The sequence below is a fragment of the Parabacteroides sp. MSK.9.14 genome (assembly GCF_019041495.1).
GTDB classification, from domain to species: domain Bacteria; phylum Bacteroidota; class Bacteroidia; order Bacteroidales; family Tannerellaceae; genus Parabacteroides; species Parabacteroides merdae.
The window spans coordinates 13,718-31,816 of the sequence record NZ_JAHPXO010000034.1; the positions used below are offsets into that span (position 1 = coordinate 13,718).

General features: G+C 46.6%; 14 protein-coding genes. 9 read left to right on the forward strand and 5 right to left on the reverse strand.

Features of this window, described 5'->3' with window-relative positions:
• Positions 1-20: 20 nt before the first annotated feature.
• The 4 genes from KTG12_RS16365 to KTG12_RS16380 all read left to right on the forward strand — a co-directional run bounded on the left by KTG12_RS16365 (position 21) and on the right by KTG12_RS16380 (position 6,671).
• Positions 21-1,823, forward strand: a complete 1,803-nt coding sequence (locus KTG12_RS16365; protein ID WP_138273250.1) for a RagB/SusD family nutrient uptake outer membrane protein — start codon at positions 21-23, stop codon at positions 1,821-1,823.
• A gap of 512 nt (positions 1,824-2,335) precedes the next feature.
• On the forward strand, positions 2,336-2,746 hold the full coding sequence (locus KTG12_RS16370; protein WP_005646652.1) for a hypothetical protein: 411 nt from the start codon (positions 2,336-2,338) through the stop codon (positions 2,744-2,746).
• A gap of 47 nt (positions 2,747-2,793) precedes the next feature.
• Positions 2,794-6,033 (forward strand): S41 family peptidase, encoded by a 3,240-nt coding sequence (locus KTG12_RS16375; RefSeq protein WP_046452270.1) that lies wholly within the window; start codon positions 2,794-2,796, stop codon positions 6,031-6,033.
• Between the two features lie 113 nt (positions 6,034-6,146).
• Positions 6,147-6,671, forward strand: coding sequence for a 3'-5' exonuclease (locus tag KTG12_RS16380; RefSeq protein WP_046452271.1), 525 nt, complete (start codon positions 6,147-6,149; stop codon positions 6,669-6,671).
• Between the two features lie 21 nt (positions 6,672-6,692).
• Here the strand turns inward: KTG12_RS16380 and KTG12_RS16385 are convergent, their stop codons facing one another.
• The 5 genes from KTG12_RS16385 to KTG12_RS16405 all read right to left on the reverse strand — a co-directional run bounded on the left by KTG12_RS16385 (position 6,693) and on the right by KTG12_RS16405 (position 12,955).
• Positions 6,693-7,880, reverse strand: a complete 1,188-nt coding sequence (locus KTG12_RS16385) for a dicarboxylate/amino acid:cation symporter (protein ID WP_046452272.1) — start codon at positions 7,878-7,880, stop codon at positions 6,693-6,695.
• A complete protein-coding gene (locus tag KTG12_RS16390; RefSeq protein WP_022321783.1) occupies positions 7,849-9,315 on the reverse strand; it encodes a Na+/H+ antiporter NhaC family protein in 1,467 nt (488 codons plus the stop codon). The genes KTG12_RS16385 and KTG12_RS16390 overlap by 32 nt, the downstream gene beginning before the upstream one ends.
• 92 nt (positions 9,316-9,407) lie before the next feature.
• A complete protein-coding gene (locus KTG12_RS16395; protein ID WP_046452273.1) occupies positions 9,408-10,103 on the reverse strand; it encodes an NAD-dependent deacylase in 696 nt (231 codons plus the stop codon).
• A 177-nt stretch (positions 10,104-10,280) separates the two neighbouring features.
• On the reverse strand, positions 10,281-11,750 hold the full coding sequence (locus KTG12_RS16400; protein ID WP_138273251.1) for a glycoside hydrolase family 125 protein: 1,470 nt from the start codon (positions 11,748-11,750) through the stop codon (positions 10,281-10,283).
• Positions 11,751-11,761: 11 nt separating this feature from the next.
• Positions 11,762-12,955: a glycoside hydrolase family 76 protein gene (locus KTG12_RS16405; protein ID WP_022321785.1), complete on the reverse strand. Its 1,194-nt coding sequence runs from the start codon at positions 12,953-12,955 to the stop codon at positions 11,762-11,764.
• A 383-nt stretch (positions 12,956-13,338) separates the two neighbouring features.
• On the opposite strand from KTG12_RS16405, the gene KTG12_RS16410 reads away from it, so the two are divergent.
• The 5 genes from KTG12_RS16410 (at position 13,339) to xseA (ending at position 18,089) form a co-directional block, all read left to right on the forward strand.
• Complete coding sequence (locus KTG12_RS16410; RefSeq protein ID WP_046452277.1) at positions 13,339-13,926, forward strand: FKBP-type peptidyl-prolyl cis-trans isomerase; 588 nt, start codon at positions 13,339-13,341, stop codon at positions 13,924-13,926.
• A 14-nt stretch (positions 13,927-13,940) separates the two neighbouring features.
• Complete coding sequence (locus tag KTG12_RS16415; protein ID WP_005640538.1) at positions 13,941-14,666, forward strand: FKBP-type peptidyl-prolyl cis-trans isomerase; 726 nt, start codon at positions 13,941-13,943, stop codon at positions 14,664-14,666.
• A gap of 170 nt (positions 14,667-14,836) precedes the next feature.
• A complete protein-coding gene (locus KTG12_RS16420) occupies positions 14,837-15,304 on the forward strand; it encodes an Lrp/AsnC family transcriptional regulator (protein ID WP_005640540.1) in 468 nt (155 codons plus the stop codon).
• Between the two features lie 96 nt (positions 15,305-15,400).
• Positions 15,401-16,771, forward strand: coding sequence for a S8 family serine peptidase (locus KTG12_RS16425; protein WP_173022584.1), 1,371 nt, complete (start codon positions 15,401-15,403; stop codon positions 16,769-16,771).
• The gene (gene xseA, locus KTG12_RS16430) at positions 16,752-18,089 is read left to right on the forward strand and encodes an exodeoxyribonuclease VII large subunit (protein ID WP_155144306.1); all 1,338 of its coding nucleotides are present in this window, start codon (positions 16,752-16,754) and stop codon (positions 18,087-18,089) included. The genes KTG12_RS16425 and xseA overlap by 20 nt, the downstream gene beginning before the upstream one ends.
• Positions 18,090-18,099: the final 10 nt, after the last annotated feature.

Sequence of the window (18,099 nt, forward strand, 5' to 3'; positions counted from 1 at the left end):
TAATCTTAATAAATCAAAGAATGAAAATGAAATCTGTATATTGCTATATGCTGGCAGGCCTGATGTTATCTGCTTCAAGTTGCAGTAGTTGGTTAAGCGAAGACGATGCACCGGTGATGTCGTACGATTATTATGAAACGGAAGCCGGTGTAAATGCAGCCATTACGGCAGCTTACGGTTTCCTTCGTTGGGGAGTTGGTGGTGAACGTTTCGATGTATTGACCGAATTAGGAACCGATTTGTTCACGGAAGGAGAAGATGGTAGTAATCGTGAATCGTATAATAAATATGCGACACAGTTGAATCCGGACGACGGTATTCTGTATGAAATGTGGGAAAATCACTACAAAGGGATTAGTGATGCCAATATCGCCATGCAGAAGATTCGGGATTCCCAAGACTTGTTGGAGAGTGTGAAAATACAAAGTTATGCCGAAATGCAATTTATCCGCGCCTATTTATATTTTGATTTGGTGCAGCAGTTTGGGCGTATTCCTTTGGTCACGGAAGGTAGTTTCGAGATTCGGACGGACTTCAAGCGTGCTCCGATCGCTGATGTTTATAATGTTATTATCAGTGATTTACGTAATGCCGCCGAAAATTTACCGGAGAAGGCTTCTGTTTTAGGACGTGCCACACGTTACTCAGCTGCCCATTTGTTGGCGAAGGTTTATCTGACTCGTGGTAGCGCAGTCAAAGATGCGCGTGGTCAGAAAGCGACAGATATGGATAGTACGCTTTATTATGCTGAGCAAGTGATCAACAGTGGAGCTTATGCTTTGCAAGAAAACTTCTCCTCTCTGTGGGATATCAAGAATCAGGGGAACTCCGAAGCTGTGTTTGCCGTGCAGTTCACAACCGAGCCGATGTTTAACGGAGATGGTAACAAGCAGCATCTCTATTGGCTGTCTTGGTATGAAGATCAGCCGGGTATGTTGAGAGATATTGAAAACGGTCGTCCGTACCGTCGTCACGTGGCAACAAAGAAAACGATGGACGATTTATTCGATCGTTTGCATGATTCACGTTTTTATAAGAGTTTCAAATGGGTCTACTATGCAAATAATGTAAGCACGCTGCCTGTTTGGGAGTCGCTTTCTTATGACGGAAACGTCTATTTTACGCCGGATCCTTCTAAAGGGCAAATAGAGGGCGAGTTGAAATTCCAGCATGGCGATACGGCGATTTATTATACGATGCAGGAAACAGGGCTTGCTTCTAATAGTGACGAGATGCGGAAATTGCGTGCTGACTATACTTATTCTTATTTCCCTCGCGAAATGCATTCGATCCGTTATTTTCCGTCACTGGTGAAATACCTTGATCCGAGCCGTTCTTCTGTGTCTGAAGAAAAGGGATCTCGCGAATGGGTGCGTATGCGTTTGGGAGAAACGTATTTGTTGGCAGCGGAAGCTGCCGGTCGTAAAGGTGATTTCGACAAGGCTGCTGAATATATCAATGTGATCCGCAAGCGTGCCGCTTGGGCCGAAGGTGAGCAAAAAGACCAGCAGATCTGGCTTTTCGAAGGTGGAGTGAACGATACGAAGAGTACGTATGATGCACTTAAAGTTTCTCCGGCTGATCTACAAGGTGATTTTATCGAATTTATTCTGAACGAACGCGGACGTGAATTACTGGGAGAAACCAATCGTTGGGAAGATTTGGTTCGTTGTGAACTGCTGTATGATTGGGTGAAGAAATACAATCCGGATGCAATCTACATTAAACCGTATCACAAACTTCGTCCTATCCCGCAGAAACACATCGACCGTCTGAATCCTGTTGGTGAGCTCAGTGAAGAACAGAATGAAGGTTACTATTGATGTCTGTCTTTAGAGATAAAGCGATATAAAAAGTAGGTATTAGTTAAAAGTGGCCGGCTACAATGGAATAGATGATATTCCGCCGTAGCCGGCTTTTTCTGTGTTTTTTCTAAAGAACCTTGAAAAAAGGAAGGAGGAATATCGGATTTTTGAATCTTCTGTTTATCTTTGTCGTGTACAGTAAGCAGGATAAAGCGTTATCGCTGGTACAACTTTGGTGGTGAACACGAAAGTTTATATATTATCTCTTGATTGAAACCTCGAAATTTCTAGATAACTAGTGGATAGTATGTGAATTTTGTTCGCGTTTTTTCTTGTCATGCAAGATGGGTGTTTATGCACTTGCGTATTCAAGATAAAAAACGTGGGTAATTATTGCATACAACTAGTTATAGGTTATTCGAGGTCCTTAATCGAGTGTATGTTACTAATTCCCACGTTTCTTTATAATAACCATCTAATTGGGGAATTGTTGGATATATGGGATTTTTTCAGGTCGAATTTAAGTAAATATGGAATTACCTTTATCTATTTCAAATCTTCAGGAGCAATGGTTGCTATCTTTTTTGAAAAAACTTGATCCTGCCAATATTACTGAGCTTTTTTGGCAATTGCGGCCTTATGTAGTCTTGCATCATGTGGAGTTTAAGGAGTCTTCGTTTTCTTTTTCATCAGTTGGTATTATTAATTTTGTAGATATTGTCGGTTTTGTCCGTAAGAATGATACTTTGGGTATTCTGTTGAGGAACGGCTGTTTCTATTTGTTTTCTGCAGTAAGTATGGACCGGCAGTGCATATTGGTTTGTGATCCTGAATTTTATAAGCAAACGGGAAGAAGGTTAGGAGGCTGGTCTCTTTTTGTCGCGAAACGGCAATTATTGTGGTGGAAAATAAAGGAATATCTGCATCGGAATATATTTTGATGCTTTACTTTTTTTACCTTTGTCGATTGACTAAACGATAATTAGGTATGAAGAAGAAACTTATCTTTTCTTTATTGGTTTTGGCTGGTGTCCCTTCACTGTCGATGGCGGTGGACGAAGCGCGTCTGTTGCGTTTCCCGGCTACGAACGGTAATGAGATTGTTTTCTCGTATGCGGGCGACCTCTACAAGGTTCCGGCTACGGGTGGCGAAGCCAGGCGCCTGACTTCGCATGTGGGGTACGAAATGTTTCCTCGTTTTTCACCGGACGGCAAAACGATTGCATTCACCGGGCAATACGATGGTAATACAGAAGTGTATACCATGCCGGTGACGGGTGGAGAACCGCTGCGTGTGACCTATACGGCAACAAACAGCCGGGATGACTTGGGTGATCGTATGGGACCGAACAATATCGTGATGACCTGGACGCCTGATGGCAGTCGGATTGTGTATCGCAACCGCATCAGCGATGGCTTTAGCGGAAAGTTGTTCACGGTGGAAAAGGAGGGTGGCTTGTCTGAAGCCATACCTCTTCCTGAAGGTGGATTCTGCAGCTATTCTCCCGATGGTAAACAGTTGGCTTATAACCGTGTCATGCGGGAGTTCCGTACCTGGAAATACTACAAAGGCGGGATGGCGGATGATGTCTGGATCTATAGTTCCGATAAGAAGACAGTCGAAAACATTACGGACAATCCTGCACAGGACATTATCCCGATGTGGATCGGCGATGAAATCTTCTTTCTTTCCGACCGTGACCGAACAATGAACATCTTTGTTTATAATACGAAGACCAAACAGACGGACAAAGTCACTGACTTTACCGAATACGACGTAAAGTTCCCAAGCGCAAATGGCAATACGATCGTTTTCGAAAATGGCGGCTATATTTATAAGATGGATGCTGGGAGTAAGAAGCCCGAAAAGGTGAACATCACCTTGACTTCCGACAATATTTACGCCCGTAGCGAAATTAAGGATGGAGCTGACTATATTACCGAGGCCTGCCTGTCGCCCGACGGTGAACGTTTAGTGGTGACTGCCCGTGGCGAAGTGTTCAACTTGCCGGTTGAGAAGGGTGTGACAAAGAATATCACCCGTTCGCCAGGAGCACACGACCGCAATGCGCAATGGTCGCCCGACGGCAAATTCATCGTCTATATTTCGGATGCGACCGGAGAGACAGAACTCTATATGCAGGATGCCATTGGAGGTGAACACGTCCAGCTGACAAAGGATAATGACACTTATATCCGCGGTTTTGAACTAAGCCCGGATTCCAAAGCGGTTGTTTATACGGATCGTAAGAACCGTATGAATCTCTTGGACGTTGCTACAAAGCAGGTGACGACCTTGTTGCAGGACCCGATGGGCGAGCCGCGGGGAGTGACTTTTTCGCCGGATAGTAAGTGGCTGACTTATACCCGTACAGGGAACAATGAATATAGCATCGTTTATGTTTATAATCTGGCTGAAAAGAAAGAATACCCGGTGACAGACAAGTGGTATGATTCCTCTTCCCCGGTATTCAGTACGGACGGTAAATATCTGGTTTTTGCATCTGCCCGTGATTTTAATCCGACTTATGGATCGCTGGAATGGAACCATGTCTATAATAATATGTACGGGGTTTATTTGACGTTGTTGTCCAAAGATACTCCTTCGCCTTTCATTGAGAAAGATGCGGAAGTCGCTGTTGCTAAAGAGGAATCAAAGAAAAATACATCGGTTAAGAAGGAGGAGACAAGGAAAGAAGAGCTTGCCACTTCTGTTGTCAAGATCGATTTCGATGGGATTACGGATCGTGTCGTCAAGTTGCCGGTGAGTCCTTCCTATTATGGGAATTTTTATTCAGACGGAAACAAGGTTTACTACTGGGGACGTGGCGGTACGAGAGTATTCGACTTGAAAGAGCAGAAGGAAGACGTGGTGGCCGATGGCGCTTCTATGGGTGTCGAACCCGGTAGCAAGAAAGTGCTCTTCTTCAAAGGTGATGCTCTTTATGTGACGGATATTCCTTCGGGAAAGGCAGACTTGGGTGATCCGGTGAACTTATCGAATATGAAGATTGCGGTCGATTATCCGAAGGAATGGGCGCAGATTTTTGATGAGGCATGGCGGGCTTATCGCGATGGTTTCTATCTAGAGAATATGCATGGGGTAGATTGGAATGCGGTCAAAGCAAAATATCAGGTGCTTGTCCCATATGCCAAGACACGTCTGGATTTGAACTACATCATCGGTGAAATGATCGGCGAACTGAACTGTGGTCATGCATATGTGAATCCGGGTGAAGTAGAACGTCCCGACAGGATAAAGACGGGGCTGTTAGGCGCTGAGATCTCCCGTGATAAGAGTGGTTTCTTCCGTTTGGAAAAGATCTTGCCGGGCGCTTCCTGGAGCAAGTCGTTGCGTTCTCCGTTGACGGAGCCGGGCATTGAGGCGAAGGCTGGCGAGTTTATCGTGGCGATCGACGGTGTGCCGACAAACAGTGTGAAAGACATGTATTCGTTGTTGGTCGGCAAGGCTGGTGTCCCGACGGAGATTTTGTTGAACAGCAAACCGCAGTTGGAGGGAGCACGCAAAACCGTGATCAGTCCGCTGGAAGAAGAATATTCTTTGTATCATTATAACTGGGTACAGGATAATATTAAGAAAGTCGACAAAGCATCGAACGGCAAGATCGGCTATATCTATATTCCGGATATGGGACCAGAAGGACTGAATGAATTCTCCCGCTATTTCTATCCGCAGCTCGACAAGGAAGGTTTGATTATTGACGACCGTGCCAATGGGGGGGGGAATGTTTCGCCGATGATCCTCGAACGCCTTTCCCGTGAACCGTATCGGTTGACGATGCGTCGTGGTTCAGCCCGTATCGGAACTGTTCCCGATGCCGTGCAAGTAGGTCCGAAAGTATGCTTGATCAATAAATATTCGGCTTCCGACGGCGACCTCTTCCCGTGGGGCTTCCGTGCGCTGGGATTGGGCAAACTGATCGGGACTCGTACGTGGGGTGGAATTGTCGGTATCAGTGGCTCGTTACCTTATATGGACGGGACGGACATCCGTGTACCTTTCTTCACAAGTTTCGATCCGAAAACCGGTAGCTGGATTATTGAGAATCATGGTGTCGATCCTGACATCCTGATCGATAATGATCCCGTCAAAGAATGGAACGGTGAAGACCAGCAACTCGACCGTGCCATTCAGGAGGTCATGAAAGAACTCCAGAACCGCAAACCGCTTCCGGGAGTGCCGACACCGAGAGACTTTAGTAAATAATTGACAATTAACAATGGACAATTGGCAATTAAAGAAAGGCCAATGAATGCTTTTCTTGATTGTCAGTTGTCCGTTGGATTAATTGTCAATTGACAATTATCAATTAGAAAAGTATGGAACGCTTTGCCGCAATTGACTTTGAGATCGCTAATGGAAAGCGCAGTAGTATTTGCTGTATCGGGGTTGCTATTATTGAGGACAATAAGGTAATCGATTCTGTTTACACGCTGGTCCGTCCCTATCCGAACTTCTACACTCGGTTTACTACTGCCATTCATGGCATAACCATGCAGGATACAATCGACTCTCCCGACTTTGAGGAAGCCTGGGCCAGGATAGCCGGCAGATTGCAAGATATCCCACTGGTTGCCCATAACAGTTCTTTTGACGAAGGTTGCCTGCGGGCAGCTCACGAAGCCTATGACCTTGCCTATCCCAAATATCAGTTTTATTGCACCTGCCGTTTGTCGAGGCGCATGTATCCTTTCCTGGTTAACCACCAACTACAGACTGTTGCCGCTCATTGCGGATACGATCTGACCTATCATCACCATGCAATGGCTGATGCTTATGCCTGTGCTCATATCGCGGCAACCATGATGCGGGAAAAGGGAGTCGAAAGGCTGTGTGATTTATGACGAGGCAGATGTGTGAGAAGCCTACGGCTGACTTGTCCCAGTCTTTTGCTTGCCGGCGATCTTGTCTACCACGACTGCAATCGCCCCGTCGCCTGTCACGTTGCAAGCAGTCCCGAAACTGTCCATCGCGATGTAAAGGGCGATCATCAGCGCCTGTAATGTCTCGTTAAACCCTAACATGCTTTGCAGTAATCCGAGTGCTGCCATGATAGCGCCACCCGGTACACCGGGAGCTGCTATCATTGTGATCCCTAACATCATGATGAATCCGGCAAGAGAAGTGAAGGTGACGGGTTCGCCTGACATATACATGATTGCCATCGCGCAGGCGGTAATCTTCATCGTGCTACCTGCCAGATGGATAGTGGCACAAAGGGGAATGACAAAGATTGCGATGTTCTCCCGCACCCCGTTCTTGACCGCCTGAGCCAATGTTACAGGGATGGTGGCGGCTGAGGATTGTGTCCCCAGTGCGGTCGCGTAAGCCGGAAGCATATTTTTCAGTAGTCGCAACGGATTTTTTCCACTCATGCTGCCGGCAATCGTAAACTGGATAAGTAATAGCAACACATGCAGGACAAATATCACGATTATCACTTTCAAGAACATGGTAATCACGCCCATGACTTGCCCGCTCACCGTCATGTTCAGGAAAATGCCGAAGATGTGAAGTGGCAATAAAGGGATGATAACCGCCTCGATCAGTTTCGTAATGATTTTCTGGAAATCGGAAAAGGATTCGCGCAATGTTTCCCCATTAATATAAGACAAGCCAAGCCCGATGGTGAAGGATAGAAGCAAAGCTGTCATGACATCCATCAAAGGTGGCATGGCGACTATAAAATAGGGTTGCAACATGAAGTCTTCGGGATTTTCCATTGCTGTTAACTCCGTGTTGACCGGTAGGATATGTGGGAAGATTGCCGAACTGCTGAAATAGGTGAAGAAACCAGAGAAGATAGTTGAGCCATATGCGATCAGTGCGGTCAAGGCCAGCAATCTGCCGGCCCCTTTGCCTAATTCCCCGATGGCTGGTGTCACCAACCCTAGAATAATGAGTGGGATCGAAAACGACAGGAAGTTGCCGAACAAAGAATTAAATGTAACAAAGATGCGGGCGATCCCGCCGGGCAGGAACTGCCCGAATACAACACCGGCTGCGATGGCAATGACAACCTTAGCCAGCAACGACACTTTTAGCTTTTTCATTTTTCCTTTTTATTTTGAACCCGATCGCAGCAATCGTGATGCTCATCAACGGGCTGATTAGATTAAAGAAACAATAAGGAAGGTAGATGAATGTCGCAACTCCGAGGATCGTTGCCTGTGTCATACCGCAAGTATTCCACGGGATTAGTACGGAAGTGACGGTGACCGAGTCTTCTACCGTACGGCTCAGCAGACGGCTTTCGTATCCTTTCTTTTCATAAATATCCTTGAACATATTTCCAGTCAAGATGATGGAAATATATTGGTCGGCCGTACAGATGTTGAGGAACAGTCCCGATGCGACAGTCGACGTTACCAGCCCGACTGTCCGTTTCATAAAGCGCAGAAATACGGAAGTGATGCTGCCCAACATTCCGCTTGCCGCCATCGCCCCGCCGAAGCACATGGCACAAAGGATCAGCCAAATCGTATTCATCATGCCTGACATGCCTCGCGTGGCAATCAGGCTATTCAGTTCCGGATTTCCGGTTTTTATGCTTGTACTGCCGTAAAATGTCATTAATAGGCCCTTAAAATTGGATTGGATGTTTCCTACTGGTAAACCGGAAATTTCCAGCAACAGGTGTGGCTGGAAAATCAGCGCGAACATGCCTGCCAATGCCGCCGAAATGAACAGCGTGATGATCGATGGAACTCTTTTCGCAATCAGGATGCCAGTGACGACCGGTACGATCAGCAGCCACGGTGTGATATGGAACGTATTGTTCAGGGCGATCGAGTACTGTTCGATCTGGTCTGTTGCCGTCGCTTCGTGTGAAAGACCGGCTACCGTGAAGATAACGAGCGTGATCAACATAGAGGGAACTGTTGTGATCATCATGTAGCGGATATGTTTGAAAAGAGGTGTGTCCGTTACCGATGAGGCAAGGATGGTCGTATCGGAAAGTGGAGATATCTTGTCCCCGAAATAGGCCCCCGAAATGATCGCCCCGGCAATCCATCCGTCGGAGAAGCCTTGTGCCTGTCCGATACCTAAGAGGGCGATCCCGATGGTGGCAATGGTAGTCCATGAACTTCCCGTCATGACTGAGACGACTGCACAAATGATACAAGTCGATGCCAGGAAGAAACTAGGATGAATGATCTGCATCCCGTAATAAATCAAAGTGGGGACGACACCACTTATCATCCAGCTGCCCGACAACGCTCCAATGATCAGTAAGATGATCAGAGCTGTCGCAACGCCAGTGATATTGTTGATCATCGCTAGCTCCAGCACCTTCCAGCGTACTTTGCTGTAGGTCATGGCGATCAGGCAGCAGATGGCGGTAGCGGTAAGTAACACGATCTGGCTGCCGCCACTAAGGGCATCGCTACCGAATATGCGTATTGTCACAAATAAAAGGGTTACCAATACAAGTATGGGAACCAAGGAAAGTAAGGGCGAAGGAATCTTCGTCGGATTATGCTCCATTCTCAATAATACTTAATTCTATGTGTTTACTTTGCAAATTTAATAGAAAAGCTCTGAAGTGTTTCTATTATGTAAGTGATTTTAAGAACGTATTAATGATTTTGCAGTAATAACTCCTTCAATTCTTTCACCCCTTCCGATGCTCCTTTCCGTATGAAGCGGATATCGTTACGATAGGCTTTTACCTCTTTCGGGTCGATGAGGTAGATTGGCTGGCCGTGGCGTACGTAGTTCAGTAGTCCAGCCGCCGGGTATACGTTGAGCGAAGTCCCGATCACCACAAAGATGTCACAATCTTCCACTAGTCGGATTGCAGGGGCGATCATTGGAACCGCCTCGCCGAACCAGACGATGAAGGGGCGGAGTTGTACTCCATGAGGATCCTTGTCCCCGATATGCAGGTCTGGATTTTCGGGCGAAATATCGTATGTCGTATTCAGGTCGTGAACGGAGCAAGCTTTCAGCAGTTCGCCGTGCAGATGGATCACATGGCTGCTTCCCGCCCGTTCGTGCAGGTTGTCGATGTTTTGCGTAATGATATGGACGTCGAATTCTTGTTCCAAGTCGGCAAGTCCGATATGTCCGGCATTAGGTTTCGTGTTCAGTAATTCTCGACGTCGTTGGTTATAAAAGTTGAGTACCAGTTCCGGATCGGCAGCAAAACCTTCTGGGGTTGCCACATCTTCCACCCGATATTTTTCCCATAGTCCGTCCGAGTCACGGAAAGTCGAAATACCACTTTCGGCGCTCATCCCGGCACCGGTCAGTACGACTAATTTCTTTTTCATAAGGCTGTTGTTTTATATTTTTTACAAATATAGAAAAGAAAAATTATTCCGGTTTCCCAACATTCTCTGATTTTAAGTAGCGGAGTGGTGTATTAGGATGTTTTTATATATAGTTCGGGCATGGATTTTATGTAATCCATGCCCGGATCAGTTCTGTTCGTAAGCGATATTTATCTGTTATCCTAAATTGTTCAGAATATCGACTTTGCCTTCATTCACCAAACGGTAGATCATTTCACCGAACAACGTGTTGACCCAGGCGAACCAGGAACGGGTAAACTTGCTCGGATCATCCTTATAGAACGATTCGTGCATAAATCCTGTATCTGCATCCGTGTCGCGCAGCATCTTGACGCATTTGCGGATTTCCTCGTTGTCGTGTGTCGTATTGCAGCGCATGATGATACTCATCGGCCAGATATATCCGAAACCGATATGCGGCCCGCCGATACCTTCGCCTGCCTTGCCTTGGAAAAAATAAGGATTTGCATTACTGAGTACCAGCTTGCGGGTGTTCAGGTAGACTGGATCGTCCATGTCCACACAGCCTAGATACGGTAGCGCGAGCAAGCTCGGAACATTGGCATCATCCATAAACACATGGTTGTAGAAACCATCTACCTCGAATGCATATACTTTACCATATTCAGGATGGTTGACAATACCGTATTTCTCGACAGCAGCCGCTACCTCATCCGCCAATGAATCGCAACGGCGGGCAAAATCGTTATCATTTTTGATCTCGCGCATCATCTCGGCTAACTGGCGGAGTGACGTGATGGCGAACAAGTTTGACGGGATCAGGAATCCGAACAGAGTTGCATCATCTGACGGGCGGAACGATGAAACGATCAGGCCGACTGGATTGACCGGACTGCCCCAACCGTCGTTTAGTAAGGTATCGCCTTGGCGGTCTGTCTTGCGTCTGAATTGATACGGACCGAGGTTGTCCTTACGCTGTTGTTCGATAAAAGTTTTGTAAATGTTCTTCATTGCTTTGTCCCAATCGGCATCGAAAGGGGAAATATCACCTGTTTTTTTCCAAAAATGGTAGGCGAGGCGGATCGGATAGCAAAGTGAGTCGATTTCCCATTTGCGCTCATGCAATTCCTTTTTCATATCAGTAAAGTCGCTTTCCCATTCACTACCGGTCGGTCCTTCGTTGAAGCCGTTAGCATACGGGTCGATGTTGATACACCAGGTCTGGCGGTTGATGACGCCGGCAAGCATAGTTTTCACTTTCGGGTCGTCGTTGGCGAACTGGATATGCGGGAATACCTGTGCTGACGAGTCACGGAGCCACATGGCGTGGATATCACCGGTCAGGACGAAGGTGTCAGGTTTACCATTCACCATCTTGTGTTCGCAAGTCGTATCCAATGTATTTGGAAAACAGTTTTCGAACATCCAGGCGAGCTTCGGGTCTTTCAGCTTGGCCTTTGTGGTGGCGATCGCTTTCTCTACGGCTTCGGATGTGAATTGCCGTTTGCTCGGTACCGGACGTTTACAGACATATTGGGTGGTGGAAGCAGCCCCGGCTAATTTGTCGTCGGCTTTTTCAGCCATACGGGCGAATGAGTGCTGGCCAACCATAAGGCTTGCCAACGAGAGGCCGCCTGTTTTCAGAAAGTTTCTGCGTGTTGTCATCTGTTTGTTATTTATTTGATGTTATTGATTTCGGAAAAAAGTTCGACCATGCAGGCGTTATCCAACAGCCATTTATGCTCTTTGGTCTTGATACCGGTCCAATCGTTGTCGAGGAATCCGTTTACGTCGCGGGTATGATCCCATGCATAACGTGCGTTGTCTGCCATCGTCCGGATATATTCGGGATTATGGTCTACCTCATAGAGGGCAGTCAAGCCACGCAGCAGGATCACGTTGAACCAAGGGCTGGCGGTGTAGAAGCGGGTTTCCGTACCGTCTACGGCTTTGCGCACTTCGGTGAAACGTTGGTAGGCGCCTCGGGCGGTTTCCTGTGCGTCTTTCAGATAGGTTTTGTCTCCTGATTGCAGGTAGAGCAGGACGCCGGCTTGTATCATCTGTCCGCTGTTGTAGGTATATTTTGCCTTGTCCACGCTTCCGTCCAAGAGGACATTATCCCAATAAACGAAATCTTCCGGGTCGCGGAGGCTATTCTTGGTCCAGTCGTATGTCTTCTTGGCCTGTTCGAGATAGGCATTATTTTTCGTCAGGTAGTATAGTTTCATGCAGAGGACGGTTGCGGGTGCATTGGAGCATGTGTTCTTGGACGTTTTCTTTTGCTCGCACCAGTAAATGCCGCCACCCAGTACATCGTCCCATCCGCTGTATATATAATTGTATAGTGTCTGTGCCTTCTCCAGATATTTCTTATTTTTCGTCAGTGCGTACAAGTCGCAGAAATCGATCGCCAGCCAGTCGTTGTCATCATAAAAACGGTCGCTTTCCCCGTTAAACATCGGATAGCTCTGATAACAGAACGGTTCGCGTATGTTATCCCAATATTGTTCCAGTCCCGGCAGAATCCTTTCTTCCAGCACTTTCAGATATTTCTTGTCTCCTGTTGTCTTATAAAGTGCAATCCCTCCCGACAGCATCCCGGAGTAGGGCCAGAGGAACGATACCTCCTGATTGCGTTTCTGCTCGGCCCCTTCCGCCAGATATGTGACCTGATTGTCGGGATTGGCCGGATACGTTTCTTGCAACAATCCGTATCTTTCGACGTTATATTTGTCCAGGATGTGGGTGAACATGGAATCGGCGATAGCGAGATCGCGACCGGAAGAAACAGTCTTTGTTGTGTATTGGCAGGAGGTCGCTCCCAATAGGCATCCGCAAAGGGATAAAATCGAAAATAATTTTTTAATCATGGTCTAATAGAATAAGTTATTTTTTGCAAAGATACTATTCTTTTGAAAAAACGAAACTCTGATGGTATGCAAATACCGCTGAGGTTTGTTTTTGTGTACAGCTTTCGTCTTTATTATCAAAATTACACTACTATTCCTTCTTTTTTGAGTTGATAGGGTATCTTTCGAAAATTACTTGCTGTGGTAATGTTTTTTAACATTTTAATTGATAGTAAATCTTTCTTTTGGACTGTCGAAATGACTGAATGTGGGTTCGGATAGTCCCGATGTGAGACTATCATGTCTAAGATGAGTTATCGTTACATAAAAAAGTCTTCTTGTTTGGTGTTTATGTGGTTAAAAGCATTACATTTGTAGTTCATAATTAGTTGAAAAGAAAAAGAATGGATAAGATTAGTTACGCACTTGGCTTAAGTATCGGGAATAATTTCCAGAACTCGGGCATTAATAATCTTCAGGTTGAGGATTTTGTAAAAGGGTTGAAGGATGTGCTGAGTGAAGCACAACCGGAAATCAGTTACGATGAAGCAAAGCAGGTTATCAACGACTACTTCATGAATCTTCAGAAAGAAAGACTGGAGCTTAATAAGAAGGCCGGAGAGGAATTCTTGAATATCAATAAGGGAAAAGCCGGAGTCGTTACGTTACCCAGTGGTTTGCAGTATCAAGTGTTGAAGCAAGGTGAAGGAGCCAAGCCGACTGCTTCCGACAAAGTAAAATGCCATTATCATGGAACATTGATCAACGGAACGGTATTTGACAGTTCTGTACAGCGTGGCGAGCCCGCTGTGTTCGGAGTGTCGCAAGTGATTCCGGGATGGGTGGAAGCGCTGCAGTTGATGCCGGTAGGTTCTAAATGGCGTCTTTTCATTCCTTCCAATCTGGCCTACGGCGAGCATGGTGCGGGCGATGCGATTGAACCGAACAGCGCATTGGTTTTTGACGTTGAATTGTTGGACATAGTAAAATAACATAATAGAGAAAAATGAAAAAGATTAGTGTATTGGTTGCTACAGTGATTGTAGCTATGGGTATTACATCATGTGGTGATTCACATAAAAGCGCATCTCTGAAGACTGCCGCAGATAGCGTGAGCTATGCCATCGGTATCAGCACAGGTGCAGGTTACAAAGAAAATTTGAAGACTTTGCCGGGCGATCCTGCTAACGTTGATGATCTGATTGCCGGCTTTATTCAGGCTATCAAGGGCGATTCTTCCGCTATGAAGATGACTCCGCAGGCTGCTCAGGCTTATGTTCAGACTTACTTCATGGAAGCCTCTGCAAGAGATGCCAAGAAGACGAAAGAAGAAGGCGAAAAGTTCTTGGCTGAAAACAAAACGAAGAAAGACGTTATCACGACTGAAAGTGGTTTGCAGTATCAGGTAGTTACGGAAGGTAAAGGTGCAAAGCCGACTGCCGACGATAAGGTGAAAGTTCACTACACTGGTACTTTATTGGACGGAACTAAATTCGACAGCACGATGGATCGTGGCGGTGAACCGGCAGAGTTTCCGGTTGGCGGCGTAATCAAGGGCTGGACGGAAGTGTTGCAGTTGATGCCGGTAGGTTCCAAATATATCGTTTGGGTTCCTTCTGAGTTGGCTTATGGCGAACGTGGCGCAGGACAGGATATCAAACCGAACAGTACACTGAAATTCGAAATCGAGCTGCTGGATATCGTAAAAGACAGCACTGCTGACAAAAAATAATAAACTGTTGTTTTATACTGTAATTGGCGGGCGAAATATGTTAAATAGCATTTTTCGCCCGCTTTTATTATTTATTTCATACTTTTTTCTTTCACAATGATATAGTATTGAAATTAATTATATACTTTTGATACATTAAATCTAAAAAAGGAAAGTAAAGTAAGCAAGCAATGGAGAAGATAGACAAACTGGACCGGCAGATATTGAACATTATTTCAAAGAATGCCAGGATTCCTTTTAAGGATGTGGCCGAAGAATGCGGTGTTTCGCGTGCTGCCATTCATCAACGGGTACAACGCATGATTGATATGAATGTGATCGTTGGGTCAGGCTATCATATTAATCCGAAGATTTTGGGTTATAACACATGTACTTATATCGGTGTAAAACTGGAACGAGGTTCGATGTACAAAGACGTGGTTCCCGAATTCGAGAAGATACCGGAAGTGGTTGAATGTCATTTTACGACCGGACCGTATACGATGCTGATCAAGTTATATGCACGCGACAATGAACATTTGATGGAGTTGCTGAACGCGCAGATACAGGAAATACCAGGTGTGACCGCTACGGAAACGCTTATCTCGTTGCGCCAGAGTGTAAAGCGTGAAATCCCTATTTGTGATATTTCCGAATAAGAGAAGATAGAATATATGAGCCCGGCCTCGAATGAGTTGCCGGGCTTTTTTATATGCCATACAATTTATATTTTTGCAGAAAAAGATAAAGCAACAATGTCAAAATATTTGTCCATACTGTTTCTTTGTTGTCTTCCAACCTGGTTATGGGCGGGGGAGAATTATCGTTTTCGTGTCTATTTGAAAGACAAAGGGGATGACGGCTTCCGGGTGGAGGAGCCCGAAGCCTATCTTTCCAGGCAAGCGATCGAGCGGAGGGCAAAAAATGATATCGCTGTGACGGATGCTGATTTTCCCATATCCCGGTCATATATTGCAATGCTGTCTGAGACAGGTGCGACCCCTGTTGTGCAAAGCAAATGGTTTGCGACTGTCGTGGTGGAAAGTCCCGATAGTACGGTGGCTGAACAGTTGCAACAGCTGGCAATTGTTGATTCCGTCAAGTGGATTTGGAAAGGGAACCTGCGGGTTCCGGCCGAGGAAAAGCGGGAAGATCGTTTTGTGTCGGAGGATGAACCGCTACATAATGAATATGGCTATTCCTATAAACAGATCAAGATGCTGAATGGTACTAAATTGCATGAAGCAGGTTTTCGGGGTGAAGGAATGCGGGTGGCCGTAATCGATGCCGGTTTTATGAATGCGGATCGGGTGTCGGCTTTCGATTCGCTCAGGTTATTAGGAACGCACAATGTCGTATTTCCTGGTAAAAGTGTGTTTGTCGGGGACGATCACGGGACAAAGGTCCTTTCCTGTCTCGCCGCCGATATTCCGGGTGTGATGGTCGGGACTGCCCCGAAAGCCTCTTACCTGTTGCTTAAGAGTGAGGACAGCGATTCCGAATATCCCGTCGAGGAAGACTATTGGACTGCCGCTGTTGAATATGCGGATAGTGCCGGTGTGGACGTGATCTCTTCGTCGCTTGGGTATTTTGCTTTTGATACGGATGAACTGTCGTACGACCAGGATGCCTTGGATGGCAGGACCGCTATGATCAGCCGGGCGGCTAACTTGGCTGCCGATAAAGGGATACTCGTCTTTTGCAGTGCCGGTAATGAAGGAAGCGGCGATTGGGAAAAGATCACGTTCCCATCAGACGCAGGCGGGATCTTTACGGTCGGTGCGATAGATGAAGATAAAAAGAAAAGCGGTTTCAGTTCCGTTGGCTTTACTGCCGACGGGCGTGTGAAACCGGATGCCGTAGCATTAGGTACGAGTAGCTGCGTAATTGGGCCGAACGGCAATGTCAGGTATGCGAATGGGACCTCTTTTGCCACGCCTATCCTTGCTGGGATGGGAGTTTGCCTTTGGCAATCATTGCCCTGGTTGAATAACAGGGAGATGATCGAACTGCTGCATCGCTCGTCCAGTCAATATAAACATCCGGATACGGAGTTAGGATACGGTATTCCCGATTTCTATAAAGCATATAAGAAGGAAAGGAAAAATGGGGTACGGTCAAAATAATCAGAATCAGGAGCGGCAGGCGTTTTCTTTGCTGGAGCTGAATAACCGGGTGAAAGGGGTTGTCCTGAATGCATTCCCGGAGACGTGCTGGGTGCGTGCCGAGATGAGTGACGTGCGTACGAATGCAGCATCTGGGCATTGTTATCTGGAGTTTATCGAAAAGAACGCGATAACCGGCCAGCTGGTAGCAAAGGCACGCGGTTCCATCTGGGCGAAAACATTCCGGATGCTGAAACCTTATTTTGAGATGGAAACCGGGCAGATATTTGCCTCCGGGTTGAAAGTATTGGTGAAAGTGTCGATCGAGTTTCACGAACTTTACGGGTATAGCCTGACCGTGCTGGATATTGATCCGGCCTATACGTTGGGAGACATGATCCGGAAACGGATGGAAATCATCCGGCAATTAAAGGAAGAGGGCGTTTTCACACTGAATAAGGAATTGCCGTTGCCAACGTTGCCGAAGCGGATCGCTGTCATCACTTCGCCAACGGCTGCCGGATACGAAGACTTCCTGAACCAGTTGGCAAACAACAAGGCCGGCTATCCTTTCTATCCGAAACTGTTTCCGGCTCTTATGCAGGGCGAACGGACGGAAGAGTCCGTGATTGCGGCATTGGACCGGGTGTACCGCCATGCCGACTGTTTCGATGTGGTCGTGATTATCCGGGGCGGTGGTGCTACTTCGGACCTGAATAGTTTTGATTCCTATCTCTTGGCGGCAAATTGTGCACAATTCCCGCTTCCTATTATAACCGGTATTGGGCATGAACGCGATGACACGATCTTGGATATGGTAGCTCATACACGGATGAAGACACCGACGGCCGTAGCCGAGTTCCTGATCGGGCAGATGGACAAAGCTGCCGGGGAGGTGGAAGAGTTACAACAGGACGTTTGTTCGTTGGCAACTGAGATCCTGTCCAGGCAAAAGAACTTCCTGCAATCATTAGGAAGTCGTCTGCCTGTCCTGGCAATAAACCGGATCGAGCGGAATCATTCGCTTCTCCAACGGATAGGCATGCAATTGCCAACGGATGCCCATGCATTTCTAAACCAGTGGGCATCGAAGCTGGAAGCGATGCAGGTGCGTTTGGCAAACCGTGCGGAGAGTAGTTTGGCAGAGCGGAGCCGTTTTGTCCAGTTGACCGAACAATTTATCAAGATGGCTTCTCCCGACTATGTATTGAAGCGGGGTTACAGTTTGACGCTGAAGGACGGCAAGATCATCAAACAGGCTGACGGACTGGTTGTCGGCGACGAATTGATAACCCGTTTTGCAGACGGTGAAGTACGTTCGAAAGTACTGAAGAAATAAATCAAAATCA

Coding starts and splice junctions, on each gene's coding strand:
- KTG12_RS16365 (WP_138273250.1), top strand. CDS start 21: ATGAAAATGAAATCTGTATATTGCTATATGCTGGCAGGCCTGATGTTA.
- KTG12_RS16370 (WP_005646652.1), top strand. CDS start 2,336: ATGGAATTACCTTTATCTATTTCAAATCTTCAGGAGCAATGGTTGCTA.
- KTG12_RS16375 (WP_046452270.1), top strand. CDS start 2,794: ATGAAGAAGAAACTTATCTTTTCTTTATTGGTTTTGGCTGGTGTCCCT.
- KTG12_RS16380 (WP_046452271.1), top strand. CDS start 6,147: ATGGAACGCTTTGCCGCAATTGACTTTGAGATCGCTAATGGAAAGCGC.
- KTG12_RS16385 (WP_046452272.1), bottom strand. CDS start 7,880: ATGAAAAAGCTAAAAGTGTCGTTGCTGGCTAAGGTTGTCATTGCCATC.
- KTG12_RS16390 (WP_022321783.1), bottom strand. CDS start 9,315: ATGGAGCATAATCCGACGAAGATTCCTTCGCCCTTACTTTCCTTGGTT.
- KTG12_RS16395 (WP_046452273.1), bottom strand. CDS start 10,103: ATGAAAAAGAAATTAGTCGTACTGACCGGTGCCGGGATGAGCGCCGAA.
- KTG12_RS16400 (WP_138273251.1), bottom strand. CDS start 11,750: ATGACAACACGCAGAAACTTTCTGAAAACAGGCGGCCTCTCGTTGGCA.
- KTG12_RS16405 (WP_022321785.1), bottom strand. CDS start 12,955: ATGATTAAAAAATTATTTTCGATTTTATCCCTTTGCGGATGCCTATTG.
- KTG12_RS16410 (WP_046452277.1), top strand. CDS start 13,339: ATGGATAAGATTAGTTACGCACTTGGCTTAAGTATCGGGAATAATTTC.
- KTG12_RS16415 (WP_005640538.1), top strand. CDS start 13,941: ATGAAAAAGATTAGTGTATTGGTTGCTACAGTGATTGTAGCTATGGGT.
- KTG12_RS16420 (WP_005640540.1), top strand. CDS start 14,837: ATGGAGAAGATAGACAAACTGGACCGGCAGATATTGAACATTATTTCA.
- KTG12_RS16425 (WP_173022584.1), top strand. CDS start 15,401: ATGTCAAAATATTTGTCCATACTGTTTCTTTGTTGTCTTCCAACCTGG.
- xseA (WP_155144306.1), top strand. CDS start 16,752: ATGGGGTACGGTCAAAATAATCAGAATCAGGAGCGGCAGGCGTTTTCT.